Origin of the sequence: Thalassobacillus sp. B23F22_16 (assembly GCF_043496955.1) — a bacterium.
Taxonomy (GTDB): Bacteria; Bacillota; Bacilli; order Bacillales; family Halobacillaceae; genus Thalassobacillus; species Thalassobacillus devorans_A.
This window is the reverse complement of record NZ_JBIEKD010000018.1, coordinates 16,837-30,040: the sequence shown is the minus strand read 5'-3', so window position 1 is coordinate 30,040 and position 13,204 is coordinate 16,837. Positions and strand designations below refer to the sequence as shown.

The window sequence follows — 13,204 nt, the reverse complement described above, 5'->3', positions numbered from 1 at the left end:
TATTTTTTCTGTCATATCGGTTGACGATACATCTTGCAAATTATCTGAAAAACCTTCATATTAGAAATTAGAGAGAAGGAGGTCCGATATGCGACACGATATACAACCGAATGAACGAGCTTATACCACCAAGGAAGTAGCGGAAGAGGTAGGTATTGCAACGCCGACTGTGCGAAAGTATGGCCAGAAGTTGGAACGGAATGGATATGAGTTTTTCAAAGACGGCGACCGTCGCATCTTCGTCAGGTCTGATGTCGAAGCGCTTATAGCGATACGCGATACGGACAAGCCTTTAGATGTAATAACGAAGGAACTGGTAGAACAGCAAAAAGAACGGTTAGAATCAGAGGAGACCGCTGTAGCGGTAAACGATACATATGATCAATCCCTTCAGGATCCTGCACAAATGAAGGAATTCTTTCAAATGCTAGCTAATGAACTTGCAGCCTCGAGAGAAATGAACATGCAGCTGACCAATGAAGTATCTCAGCTTAAGACGACAGTTTCCCGTCTCCAGCAGGATCACCATGTCATCAGCTCGGGTATCGGCAACTCGGCGCAAAAGACACAGGCTAAGTTGGAACGTTTGACCGAACAGCAAAAAAACCATTACGAAACGTTATTGGAACAAGAAAGAGAGCGGAGCGAAATGCTTCGGGAAGAAATGAAAAGCATGCGGGAAGAGCAGCAGAGGGAATGGCGTATGCAGAATGACTTTAATAGACGTCTGGAACAAACGGTACAGGAAAAACCTCAAGGAATTTGGGGCAGGTTTTTCGCCATGTTCCGGCAATAAGCTATAAAATGAATAAAACCGAGCCTGAATATCGGATCAGGCTCGGTTTTTCTTATGATAAAACTTCTTTGATATGGTCGATCGCCCATTCTAAATCATTGCGGTTAATGATTAATGGAGGCGCGAAACGGATGACGTTTTCATGTGTCTCTTTACATAACAGGCCTCTTTCCTTTAACTGTTCGCAATAAGGGCGGGCCGCTTCCGTTAGTTCCACGCCAATGAATAATCCTTTTCCGCGGACTTCTTTGATAACCGGGTTGTTGATTTTTTTCAATTCGCCCATCATCAGGTTGCCCAATTCCAGCGAGCGGTCCGCCAGCTTTTCATCTTCCAGTACTTCAAGGGAAGCCAGTGATACAGCGCAAGCAAGCGGATTACCACCAAAGGTAGAACCATGGGAACCTGGGTTGAAGACGCCGAGGATTTCACGATTGGCTACTACTGTAGAAATCGGGAAGACACCTCCGCCAAGGGCTTTACCTAAGATCAACATATCAGGTGTGACGTTTTCCCAGTCGCAGGCGAACATTTTACCGGTTCTAGCCAGTCCAGCCTGAATTTCATCGGCAATGAACAGGACATTGTTTTCTTTACAAACTTCTGAAGCTTCTTTTAAGAAACCTTCTGGAGGGATGACGATTCCAGCCTCTCCCTGGATCGGTTCAATTAAAAATCCTGCCGTGTTTTCTGTGATTGCTTCTTTTAATGCATCAATATCGCCATAAGGAACCAATTTGATGCCAGGAAGCATTGGACCGAAGCCGCGTTGATATTCTTCTTCAGAAGAAAGAGAAACGGCGGTCATCGTGCGGCCGTGGAAGTTTCCTGTGCATGCGATGATTTCTGCCTGATTGTCCGCAACACCTTTGACATCGTATGCCCAGCGGCGAGCAGCTTTGATAGCAGTTTCGACTGCTTCAGCACCAGTGTTCATCGGAAGTGCCATTTCTTTATTGGTCAGCTTACAAACCTTTTCATACCATGGTCCGAGCTGGTCGTTGTGGAAGGCGCGTGATGTAAGAGTCACACGGTCTGCCTGGTTTTTGAGTGCTTCAATGATTCGTGGATGACGGTGCCCCTGATTGACAGCCGAATAAGCACTGAGCATGTCCATATAACGGTTGCCTTCTGGATCCTCTACCCAGACACCTTCTGCCTTTTCTACTACAATCGGTAGTGGGTGATAGTTCTTTGCACCGAATTCCTGGGTCTGATCAATGATTTCTTGACTAGTTCTTGTCATTCTATCCCTCCATAACATTCGAAAATCTTCATCCATTATAACAGGTTTTAGAGCAATTTTCTCTTTAGTCTAAAAATTCCTTCAGAAAGGTTTAATAGAGGTTTTGTTAGGAATATTCTGTGTAAACATGGTAATATAACGGTAGATTGATAGGAAAAGGAGGAAGTTTGGTGGCACATTTACATATCACCGCCTGGGTGATAGCTTTAGCACTATTGATGCTTGTTCTGACGTTTTCACGTGCAGGTAACGCAAAAGCTGCTAAGATTACACAAATGGTTATGCGGTTGTTCTATTTAGTTATTTTATATTCTGGAGGCAGCCTATTCGCTTCCTATGCGAATATCGGCGTACTTGTTATTGTAAAGATGCTTGTCGGCCTTTGGGTAATAGCAGCGATAGAAATGGTTGCCATTAAAGTGTCCAAAGGGCAGCCGGCATCTAGCTGGTGGATCCAGCTAGTTGTTTCATTCGTATTGGCACTGATTCTAGGTTTTGGCTTTATGCCATTAGGTATTCTTCCAGCTTAATAATAAGTTGTACTGTCCGGATATTACATCCGGGCAGTTTTTTTATAGGTTTTATTAAATATTAATCTCCAGATAAGCTCCCAATTGCTGAAGGCTCAGTTTCGAGACGTTAGGTAGTAATTATGGTGGCTGGGAAAACGGATCGCTTTCCGTGGGCATGTGGTGAGCTTCCTCAGTCTTCGACTTTTCGGGCCGATGAGAATTAACATCATAAGTGTAAGTCCGTTCACATATACTAGTTTATCTTTTTTAGCTAACCAAAGGAGTGGCTCGATATATGTGCGGAATTGTCGGATGGACGGATTTCAATAAAGACTTGAGTTGTACCTTTGATACCATCACAGCAATGGGAAGAGCGCTGAAGCACCGTGGGCCCGATGAAGGAAATCAATGGTTCGGCAAGCATACCGCGTTTGGCCATCAGCGGCTGATTGTCATTGATCCTAAAGGTGGCAGGCAGCCGATGACGAGGCAGGCTGGAGAGAAACGCTATACATTATGTTACAACGGGGAGCTTTACAATACGGAACACGTGAGGGCTGAGCTGGCAAGTAGAGGCTGGTCCTTTCGCTCTCATTCCGATACGGAAGTACTTCTGACAAGTTATATGCAATGGGGTGAAAGCTGTGTCGATCATCTGAATGGTATTTTTGCTTTTGCTGTGTGGGATGATGCGGAGCAAAAGCTTTTCCTGGCAAGGGACCGGCTTGGAGTTAAGCCGCTATTTTACACGGAAGTGGATGGTGGCTTATTGTTCGCTTCTGAAATAAAAGGATTGCTGGCTCATCCGAATGTAGAGGCTGCATTAGACGACACAGGTCTCCATGAGTTATTGGCGCTGGGGCCGTCACGGACGCCTGGATGTGGCGTCTTTAAAGGAATCTATGATTTACGGCCCGGTCATTGTGCTGTCTATAAAAAGCCGGGTGGTTTGAAGATATCAAGGTATTGGAATGTGGAAAGTAAGCCACATTCTGATAATCTTGATATGACAGTTGCAAAGGTACGAGAGTTGTTCCTGGATGCTGTCAATCGTCAGCTCGTTTCCGATGTTCCCCTCGGGACATTTTTATCTGGAGGGGTCGATTCAAGTGCAATCACAGCCATTGCCGCGGAAAAGTACCGGACATCTAACAAAGGGGCGCTTGATACTTTCTCTATCGATTTTGAGGGCAACGATAAGCATTTTAAAGCCAATCCGTTTCAGCCGACGAGTGATAAAGATTTTATCGCAATGATTCAAAAAGAACATGCCACGAACCACCATAGCTGTATCGCAGACAATGAACGGTTAGTAAAGCTATTGAAAGAGGCGACTGTGTTCCGGGATTTGCCAGGGATGGCGGATGTGGATTCATCCTTGCTATGGTTCTGTGGGGAAGTGAAAGATAAAGTTACGGTTGGTTTATCAGGGGAGTGCGCGGATGAAATTTTCGGAGGGTACCCGTGGTTTTATCGAAAGGAAGAATTAGAACGGGAAGGCTTCCCGTGGATTCGGTCTTTAGACTTTAGAAACAATCTCCTGAAAAAAGAATGGCAGCAAAAGCTTGACTTGAAAGGCTATATGCTCGCCCGTTACCAGGAAACAATAGCCGAAATGCCAAAGCTGCCGGGTGAATCAGCGACAGAAGAGAAGCGGAGGCAGATGTTTTATTTGAATATGAACTGGTTCATGCAAACGCTGCTCGACCGGAAGGACCGGATGAGCATGGGAGCGAGTCTCGAGGTGCGTGTGCCATTCAGTGACCATCATTTGGTGGAATATGTCTGGAATGTTCCGTGGGAAATGAAGCATTTAGATGGAAAAGAAAAAGGACTGCTGCGGAAGGCGTTAGAAGGTATTTTGCCGGATGAGGTATTGTACCGGAAGAAAAACCCTTACCCGAAAACCCACAACCCCCTTTATACAGAAGCAGTGGTTACATGGATGAATGAAATTATTGCAGATAAGCAGGCGCCTATATTTGATTTATTCGAACGGACACAGCTGAAACAACTAGCGGATTCTAAGGGAAAGGCTGTCGATATACCTTGGTTTGGACAGTTGATGACCGGTCCCCAGCTCTTAGCGCACCTCTGTCAGATCAACTACTGGCTTGAACACTATAAAGTATCTATTAAAAAATGAAACATGAAGAGCTTCCCGTAGGCACAGTAGTCTGTGGATGTAAGCTAAGCTATATCTGTCATTTGATGAAATTTTTATACGTTATTTCCATGCATCTAAATTCACAAAAAACCAGCCGTCCACGAGCAGTTTGGGGCGGCTGGTTTTCTTTAAAAAGTGGTTAGTTATTCAGTTGGAAAATTTGAAAACCAAAAGCGGGAAGGTCAATAGTTGTCTGATTGTCAAAGCTTATCGTTTCATCAGTAAATAAATTCTTCACCTTTTTATTCACTAATGCTTCGAGTGTAATAGACCGGGCTTCTTCACTGTTGTTCATGGTAAATACCAATCTGTTTTTATCATTGAATTTCTCATAACAAATGACGCCGGCAACATCATCAGATTCAAGGAAACGGAAAGAGCCATCGTTGCCGAAGGCCGGAACATCGCTGCGGTAGTGGAGCAGTTGTTTAATGAATGCGAACAAGCCTTGGTCCTGCTTTTCCTCATCCCAAACCATACACTCCCGGCAGCCTGGATCCGCTCCGCCGCTCATGCCAATCTCATCCCCATAATAAATGCAAGGTGTTCCGATAAACGAAAGCTGGAATAAGTATAAAAGCTTCACCCGTGCTTTTTCTTCTCCTGCGAGCGTAAGGATACGCGGCGTATCATGACTGTCGAGCAAGTTGAACGCTGCTTCATTCACGTTATCCGGATACATATGAAGCACTGTGGTGATCGTATCAGCGAAATCACTGGCTTTCATGGCACCTTTTGCAAAGAACTCTATCGCCCCATTGGTGAACGGGTAATTCATGACGGCGTCGAACTGGTCGCCTTGTAGCCATGGCATGGAGTCATGCCAGATTTCACCGAGAATATAGGCGTCGGGTTTTGCACTTTTAACCACAGTGCGGAAATCTCTCCAAAAAGCATGGTCGATTTCATTGGCAACATCGAGACGCCAGCCATCAATATCGAATTCTTCGATCCAATAATGTGCAACATCAAGCAAATAGCGTTTAACTGCTGGATGTTCGGTATTCAATTTTGGCATCGCGGAAACGAATGCGAATGTGTCATAGTTCGGCAGTGGTTCTGTTTCAATCGGGAAATCACGCAAGTGGAACCAATCCCGGTAAGCTGAGTCTTTTTCTTTTTCAAGGACATCCTGAAATGGGGCGAAATAATATCCGCTGTGGTTGAAGACAGCATCCAGCATCACTTTGATGCCTCGCTTATGGCATTCTTTTACCAGTGTCCGGAATGTCTCCTTATTTCCGAACTGGGGATCGATTTCCATATAGTCGATCGTGTCATATTTATGGTTGGAATGCGCTTTGAAAATTGGCGTGAAATAAATACCGTTGATCCCAAGTTCGACAAGGTGATCGAGGTGGTCGATCACACCTTGGAAATCTCCGCCGAAAAAGTTGGTCGGCGTCGGGTCCGTGCTTCCCCATTCAAGCGTGCCTTCCGGGTTCAAAGACGGATCGCCATTACCGAAACGTTCCGGGAATATTTGATACCATGTCGTGGTCTTCACCCATTCCGGCGCGGTAAAAACATCTGCCGGATTTAAAAAGGGGAATGCGAAATAAAAAGCGGTGTCATCTGGGGCTTTATCATAAAAACCACGCTCGGTGTAAATGCTTGTCTCCTTTCCATCCGATACTACAAAGCCATAACGTAAGCGACGGTACGACGGACGGATGGATACTTTCCAATAATCATGCAGCTCAGATGAGCCGGTTTTCTCCATTGATAGCCGATGAGTGTTCCATTTTTCGTTTTCCCAGTCGTAAGGATCTCCATGAATCAATGTTACAGAATCGAGGTCATCCTTTTTCGCCTGTAACATGATATGAAGAGTTTCTTCATCATAAGCATAAGCGAAGTTGTTTTTTGGCCGGTGATAGATCGCTTCTTTTTGCATGGTTTTCATCCTTCCAGAACAATCGTTTGCACAAAAATGCAACAATATTAATTACGTATAGTCTAAAAGTAGACAAAATAAGATTGAAAGTCAATGAAAATATACACGTCTTATGTACTGTTTTTGTAAGCGTTATCTATCCTTTCTTAATGGAAAAAGAAACAACTTTTGAAAACTAGTAAATTTGTCTTGCAAATTATTTTGGTTTTTGTATAATTAGAATCAAGATGTGTGCAATCGTTTTCACGAAATCAGTTTGAAATCGGTTGCATGGATCTTGAATTTATATACCTTTGGGAGGTCAATACAATGAAGAAATGGTTAGGTATGTTGTTTGCCGCACTATTAATTATCGGCGCACTTGCTGCCTGTGGTCCGGATGAAAGTGGACAAGAAGATAGCGAAGCAGAAGGTGGAGACACAACAGAAACAGAAGGCAGTTCTGAAGAAAATATGCCGGAAAAGCCTGAGAAACTGACAGTCTGGATGAACGCTGAAGAAAAACAGGAAGACGCGTTGAAAGACATCACAGCGAAATATACAGAAGAAAATGACATCGAAGTTGAAATTGTCCCAGTTTCTATGCTGGATCAAATTGAAAAATTAGATGTAGAAGGTCCTGCCGGCAACGGTCCGGATATTATTTTCCAGCCGCATGATCGAATCGGTGACCTTGTACTTAAAGGGCTTGTCGACCCTGTTAACCTGGGTGATAAAGAAAGTGAATATAATGAAACTGCAATCGATGCTGTTACTTATGATGGCGACATTTGGGGATATCCTGCAGTAACGGAAACTTATGCATTGTTCTACAATAAATCTCTTGTTGACGAAGCACCTGAAACAATGGAAGATTTGATGACAATCGCTGAGAATGACACGAATGCAAGTGAGGATAAATTCGGTTTCCTTATGGAAGGTGCGAACTTCTACTTCACTTACCCATTCTTCTCTGGTAATGGCGCTTATGTATTTGCTAATGAAAACGGAAGCTACGACATCGAAGATATTGGGTTGAACAACGAAGGAGCTGTCAAAGGCGGCGAGTTGATCCAATCCTGGTTTGACAATGGATACATTCCACAGGATCTTACTCCTGATATCATGAATGGTTTGTTTAAGGAAGGTAAAGTATCTACGGTTATCAATGGTCCTTGGATGGTTCGTGAATATCAGGATGCGATTGGTGACGACCTGGCAGCTGCTCCACTTCCATTATTGGATAATGGTGAAAATCCAAGTTCTTTCGTAGGTGTGAAATCATACATGCTTTCTTACTACTCTGAGAACAAAGAGTGGGCGGAAGATTTGATGGCATTCATTACGAACAGTGAAAATGCGATGACTTACTATGACATGGCTGGTGAAATGCCGGCACGCGCAGATTCTATCGAGCAGCCGGAGATTGCTGACGATGAAATCATGTCTGCATTTGCTGAGCAGTCAACATACGGTGAGCCAATGCCTGGTGTCCCTGCCATGCAGCAAGTATGGGATCCAATCAATGATGCACTTTCATTCATCTCTAAAGGAGAGCCTGTCGATGAAGTACTGGATGAAGCCGTACAAATCATTCAGGACAACATCGAAGCATCAGGTGCTGGACAATAAATAGAAGAGAGAAACTCTCATAAAAAGAGAGTAAAATGGAGGATGGAAGGCGGACAGCCTTCCATCTCCCATTTTCATTACCACCGGGGAGGACATTATTATGGCAAAGGATGATAAAAAAGCAGCATTTGATCTTAAACAGCCCCGCAATATTGCTACTTTATTATCTGTCTTCGTTCCAGGACTGGGACAAATGTATAATAGGCGTTTTATTAAAGGTGTTTTGTTATTCGTTATTGCAGTTTCTTTTTTATTGGCATTTTGGGACTATATCGATATTGGGATATGGGGATTGTTCACACTGGGAACGATTCCACGTGAACACCATTCCATCCAGTTATTGATTCAGGGGTTCATATCCTTAGTAGTTCTGTTCTTTGGTATCGCTATATATATTTACAACGTTAAAGATGCTCGTAATGATGCAATTGCTAGAGAAGCCGGAAAACCGAATCCGACCTTTTTCAAGGCAATGCAGGATTTTTATGACAGAGGGTTTCCTTATTTCATGATCCTGCCTGGATTTTTGATGTTGATCTTCATTGTCGTGCTGCCGTTGGCATTCATGGTTTCGTTGGCATTTACCAACTACAACCAGTACAATGCCCCACCACGTAAGCTGCTCGACTGGGTCGGCTTTGACAACTTTGTCAATTTGGTGAATGTGCAGATATGGCAGGATACATTTTTGAATGTATTCACATGGACGATCGTCTGGACAGTAGTAGCAACAACGTTACAGATCGTTCTGGGGTTATTCCTGGCATTGCTCGTCAATGATAAGCGAATCAAGTTCAAGCGTACGATTCGTACCGTATTGATTCTGCCTTGGGCGGTCCCGGCTTTTGTATCAATTTTGATTTTTTCTGCATTATTCAACCCGACTTTTGGTGCGGTCAACCGGGATATTCTTAGCCAGTTTGGCATGATGATTCCATGGCTGTCCGACCCTTTCTGGGCAAAAGTAGCACTGATCATGATTCAGACATGGCTTGGGTTCCCATTCGTATTTGCTTTATTCACCGGTGTTCTGCAGAGTGTTCCGCAAGATATGTATGAAGCTGCCGATGTTGATGGGGGTACCCGCCTGCAGAAGTTCCGCTTCATCACACTGCCACACTTGCTTTATGCAACAGCACCGTTATTGATTATGCAATACGCGGGGAACTTCAACAACTTTAATATCATCTATCTTTTCAACGAGGGGGATCCAGCGGTCCGTGGGCAATCCGCTGGCGGGACAGATATCCTGATTTCCTGGGTATACAAACTGACTTTTGAAACCAATAACTATAATATGGCAGCAGCCATCACGATTATCATGGGACTGGTTGTCTCGATATTCGCATTCTTCCAATTCCGGAAAACGGCTGCATTTAAAGAGGAGGAACGTTACTGATGGCTATGAATGCAAAGACTAAATCAAAAATGGAAGTAACGTTCATTTATCTGTTCCTCGGCCTTATGTTCATCATCATTGCCTATCCATTACTGTGGACCATCATGATGAGCATCAACCCGGGAACCAATATGCTGGTAACAAAAATGCTTCCGGACAATCCGACTTTGGAGCATTATAAATGGCTGTTTACAGATCCCAGAAGTGATTATGTCATCTGGTACAAAAATAGTCTTATTGTTGCTTTTGCTAACGCAATCGGTTCCGTTGTCCTGACGTCACTTGTGGCTTATGCATTTTCCCGCTACCATTTCATCGGGAAGAAATACGGTTTATACATGTTCTTGCTACTGCAAATGTTCCCGGCATTAATGGGAATGGTTGCATTGTATATCCTGCTCAGTACAATTGGACTAATCGACTCACTGTTCGGTTTGACATTGATTTACCTTGGCGGGCAGATTCCTTTCAACGCATGGCTTGTCAAAGGGTACTTCGATACGATTCCAAAAGAGCTGGATGAAGCCGCGAAAATCGATGGCGCTGGTCATTTGAAAATTTTCTGGACTATCATGCTTCCGCTTGCGAAACCGATTCTGGCAGTAGTCGCACTGTTTAATTTTATGGCGCCGTTCATGGACTTCCTTTTACCGCGGATCGTATTGACCAGTCCGGAAAATTATACGCTCGCACTTGGATTGTTCAATTTTATCAATGATCAGTTTTCCAATAACTTTACACGTTTTGCTGCCGGGGCAATTCTGATCGCTGTTCCGATTGCGTTAGTGTTCCTGCTTTTGCAGCGTTATTTGATTTCAGGATTGACATCTGGAGCGACCAAAGGATAATAGGGAATGGAAACTTAATTTTTTATGATGAGGGGGAGCGGAAATGAGGATAAAAGCACTGTTAACCTTGTGCATCATTCCGTTTCTTCTTTTTTATTCTTTTCCTATGGTTGCTTTAGGAGCTGAAGAAAAAGAAGATGATTGGCAAGAAGAAATGATTTACTTTATCATGGTCGATCGTTTTTTTAACGGTAATTTCGATAACGACTATGAAGTGGATACGGATGATCCAAAAGCATATCACGGTGGTGATATCGATGGAATTATCCAGCAGTTGGATTATATTCAGAGCCTTGGATATACGGCCATCTGGATTACACCGATTATGAAAAACGAGCCGAAGGGCTATCACGGCTACTGGATTGAAGATTTTATGGAAGTAGAAGAGCATTTTGGAACCATGGAAGATGCCAAACGTCTGGTGGAAGAAGCCCATAAAAGGGATATGAAAGTGCTGTTTGATTTCGTTGTGAACCATACCGGCTACCAGCATCCATGGCTGGAGGATCCTGAGAAGGAAGATTGGTTCCATGAAGAGCAGAGAATGATTGGAGAAAGTCCGTCGGTATTGGAAAATGCCTGGCTCGCCAGCCTGCCTGATTTAAATACGGAAAATCCGGAAGTGAAAGAATACTTATTTGACGCGGCTGAATTTTGGATAGAAGAAACTGGAGTGGACGGCTTCCGGCTCGATACCGTTAAACATGTACCGAAAGACTTTTGGAAAGAGTTTAACGACCATGTTAAAAGCATTGATCCTGACTTCTTCTTACTTGGAGAGGTATGGCATGATAATCCAAGGGAGATAGCTGCATATGAGGAAACTGGTATTGATTCGTTCGTTGATTTTCCATTATACAATGCAATGGACCAGTCTTTTCAGGCAGCTGGAAATTCGCTGACCGGACCGTTAAGTATCTGGAAGACGAACGAGGAAAGGTATCAAAGCCCCGAGATGCTCAGTTCTTTCATTGATAATCATGACACCGTTCGATTTACAAGGCGTGCAGTGGAAAATAATCAAAACCCGGTGACGCGCTGGAAACTGGCTTTGACCTATCAATTCACCATGCCGGAAATTCCGATTACCTACTATGGAACAGAAATACCATTAGATGGCGGAGAAGATCCGGATAACCGTAAAATGATGAATGTGAAGGCAGCCGATGAAGAGCTGAAGCAGCGGATTGAACAGTTGACATCGATGCGACAAGAATTCCCGGCACTGACGAAAGGGGCTTACAAAGAACTTTATAATGAAGATGGCATGGCTGCTTATCAGCGTTCCTATAAAGATGAAACGCTAATTGTCGTGATTAACAATGACACAGGGACGCGTACAGTTGAGCTGAAGGACCTGCCGTCAGGAAAACAGCTGCGTGGCATGCTGACCGATGATATTGCTCGTGAAGTTGAAGATGGCACCTACCATGTAGCCATGGAACGAGAACAGGCAGAAGTATATCTTGTAGAAGAAGATACCGGGCTGAACTGGGGATTCCTGTTATTTATCGGAGGGATCTTCGCGGCGTTTGTAGTTGCCGTCATCATTTTAAGCAGAAAAAGTAAAACTGCAGAGACCGATGGAATAAGGTAAACTAAATACTAAGAGGAAGCAGCACATTGAAATCAAATGGAATAGAAGGTGAGTGTCATGGGAGTAACCATTAAGGAAGTGGCCAAAGCGGCAGGCGTGGCGCCGTCTACGGTATCACGGGTCATTGCGGATAACCCGCGAATCAGTCCTGCTACAAAAAAACGTGTAAGGAAGGCGATGAAAGAATTAGGGTACCATCCGAATGTTAATGCGAGGAGTCTGGTCCGAAGTTCCACCCAGGCAATCGGTGTGGTCATGCCTTCAAGCGCAGATAAAGCCTTACAAAACCCCTTCTTCCCTGAGGTGCTTCGTGGCATTAGTGCAGTAGCCCATGACCTAGAATATTCCCTGCTGCTCTCCACAGGAGAAACGGAAGAAGAAATATTGGAAGGCGTTCAACGAATGGTATACGGAAATCGTGTCGATGGGGTCATCCTGCTATACTCAAGATTAAAGGACAAAGTGATGGAGTTTCTTTATGAGCAGAATTTTCCGTTTGTCATTGTAGGGAAACCGAATGAAAATACCGATACAATCAGTCATGTCGATAATGATAATATCCGGGCTTCCAGGGAAATCACCGAGCACCTGATTGAACTCGGCCATCGGTGTATCGGTTTTATTGGCGGGTCTAAGGATTTGGCAGTCACTGTAGATCGAATTACAGGTTACGAAGAGGCACTTAAAAAAGCTGGACTGAAAGCGAAAAAAGATTATCGCGTCCATACAGAGTTCTTAAAATCAGGTGGACGAAAAGCGGTTCATGAACTCTTTTCCCTCCCGGAACCACCGACTGGGCTTGTCATCTCAGATGATTTAATGAGCATCGGTGTGATCAACATGCTGGAAGAGTTCGGGTTGTATGTACCGGAAGACGTATCCATCGTGAGTTTTAATAATGTTTACATGGCGGAAGTGACACGCCCTCCACTTACAACGGTGGACATTAATATTTATGAACTTGGCGCTCAGGCTTCCAAATGTCTCATTGAAAAAATACAAAATAAAAATGAACCGGCCAAGCGGATCATCGTGCCATTTGAAATTAAGCACCGTTTATCAACACAGCCATTGAACGAAGAAACAAGCAAGAGAGCCTAAAGCAGGTTCTCTCTTTTCCCACTGAAAGGC

The 13,204-nt window shown here is 44.0% G+C and carries 10 protein-coding genes; 8 read left to right on the top strand and 2 right to left on the bottom strand.

The annotated features are described in order from the left end of the window. The first annotated feature begins 88 nt into the window (after positions 1–88). Positions 89–796: a MerR family transcriptional regulator gene (locus tag ACGTNI_RS14145; protein WP_394463458.1), complete on the top strand. Its 708-nt coding sequence runs from the start codon at positions 89–91 to the stop codon at positions 794–796. 52 nt (positions 797–848) lie between these two features. On the opposite strand, the gene ACGTNI_RS14140 is transcribed toward ACGTNI_RS14145, so the two are convergent. Then, entirely contained in the window at positions 849–2,042 is a 1,194-nt protein-coding gene (locus ACGTNI_RS14140; protein ID WP_394463456.1) for an ornithine--oxo-acid transaminase, read from the bottom strand. A 170-nt stretch (positions 2,043–2,212) separates the two neighbouring features. On the opposite strand from ACGTNI_RS14140, the gene ACGTNI_RS14135 reads away from it, so the two are divergent. After that, the gene (locus tag ACGTNI_RS14135; RefSeq protein WP_394463454.1) at positions 2,213–2,572 is read left to right on the top strand and encodes a YisL family protein; all 360 of its coding nucleotides are present in this window, start codon (positions 2,213–2,215) and stop codon (positions 2,570–2,572) included. A 277-nt stretch (positions 2,573–2,849) separates the two neighbouring features. Then, positions 2,850–4,700: an asparagine synthase (glutamine-hydrolyzing) gene (gene asnB, locus ACGTNI_RS14130; RefSeq protein WP_394463451.1), complete on the top strand. Its 1,851-nt coding sequence runs from the start codon at positions 2,850–2,852 to the stop codon at positions 4,698–4,700. Positions 4,701–4,860: 160 nt separating this feature from the next. On the opposite strand, the gene ACGTNI_RS14125 is transcribed toward asnB, so the two are convergent. Further along, a complete protein-coding gene (locus tag ACGTNI_RS14125; RefSeq protein ID WP_394463449.1) occupies positions 4,861–6,618 on the bottom strand; it encodes an alpha-glycosidase in 1,758 nt (585 codons plus the stop codon). A gap of 309 nt (positions 6,619–6,927) precedes the next feature. Here ACGTNI_RS14125 and ACGTNI_RS14120 point away from each other — a divergent pair, with 309 nt between their 5' ends. The 5 genes from ACGTNI_RS14120 to ACGTNI_RS14100 all read left to right on the top strand — a co-directional run bounded on the left by ACGTNI_RS14120 (position 6,928) and on the right by ACGTNI_RS14100 (position 13,174). After that, the gene (locus tag ACGTNI_RS14120; RefSeq protein WP_394463447.1) at positions 6,928–8,229 is read left to right on the top strand and encodes a sugar ABC transporter substrate-binding protein; all 1,302 of its coding nucleotides are present in this window, start codon (positions 6,928–6,930) and stop codon (positions 8,227–8,229) included. Positions 8,230–8,329: 100 nt separating this feature from the next. Further along, positions 8,330–9,628, top strand: a complete 1,299-nt coding sequence (locus ACGTNI_RS14115; protein WP_394463445.1) for a carbohydrate ABC transporter permease — start codon at positions 8,330–8,332, stop codon at positions 9,626–9,628. Between the two features lie 5 nt (positions 9,629–9,633). After that, positions 9,634–10,476: a sugar ABC transporter permease gene (locus tag ACGTNI_RS14110; RefSeq protein WP_394463501.1), complete on the top strand. Its 843-nt coding sequence runs from the start codon at positions 9,634–9,636 to the stop codon at positions 10,474–10,476. 43 nt (positions 10,477–10,519) lie between these two features. Then, the gene (locus ACGTNI_RS14105; protein ID WP_394463443.1) at positions 10,520–12,073 is read left to right on the top strand and encodes an alpha-amylase family glycosyl hydrolase; all 1,554 of its coding nucleotides are present in this window, start codon (positions 10,520–10,522) and stop codon (positions 12,071–12,073) included. 57 nt (positions 12,074–12,130) lie between these two features. Continuing rightward, entirely contained in the window at positions 12,131–13,174 is a 1,044-nt protein-coding gene (locus tag ACGTNI_RS14100) for a LacI family DNA-binding transcriptional regulator (protein WP_394463441.1), read from the top strand. Positions 13,175–13,204 lie beyond the last annotated feature (30 nt).

Excerpts from the sequence above, each read along its gene's own strand:
- ACGTNI_RS14125 (WP_394463449.1), bottom strand. The coding sequence starts at position 6,618 with ATGCAAAAAGAAGCGATCTATCACCGGCCAAAAAACAACTTCGCTTAT.
- ACGTNI_RS14115 (WP_394463445.1), top strand. The coding sequence starts at position 8,330 with ATGGCAAAGGATGATAAAAAAGCAGCATTTGATCTTAAACAGCCCCGC.
- ACGTNI_RS14120 (WP_394463447.1), top strand. The coding sequence starts at position 6,928 with ATGAAGAAATGGTTAGGTATGTTGTTTGCCGCACTATTAATTATCGGC.
- asnB (WP_394463451.1), top strand. The coding sequence starts at position 2,850 with ATGTGCGGAATTGTCGGATGGACGGATTTCAATAAAGACTTGAGTTGT.
- ACGTNI_RS14110 (WP_394463501.1), top strand. The coding sequence starts at position 9,634 with ATGAATGCAAAGACTAAATCAAAAATGGAAGTAACGTTCATTTATCTG.
- ACGTNI_RS14100 (WP_394463441.1), top strand. The coding sequence starts at position 12,131 with ATGGGAGTAACCATTAAGGAAGTGGCCAAAGCGGCAGGCGTGGCGCCG.
- ACGTNI_RS14145 (WP_394463458.1), top strand. The coding sequence starts at position 89 with ATGCGACACGATATACAACCGAATGAACGAGCTTATACCACCAAGGAA.
- ACGTNI_RS14140 (WP_394463456.1), bottom strand. The coding sequence starts at position 2,042 with ATGACAAGAACTAGTCAAGAAATCATTGATCAGACCCAGGAATTCGGT.
- ACGTNI_RS14105 (WP_394463443.1), top strand. The coding sequence starts at position 10,520 with ATGAGGATAAAAGCACTGTTAACCTTGTGCATCATTCCGTTTCTTCTT.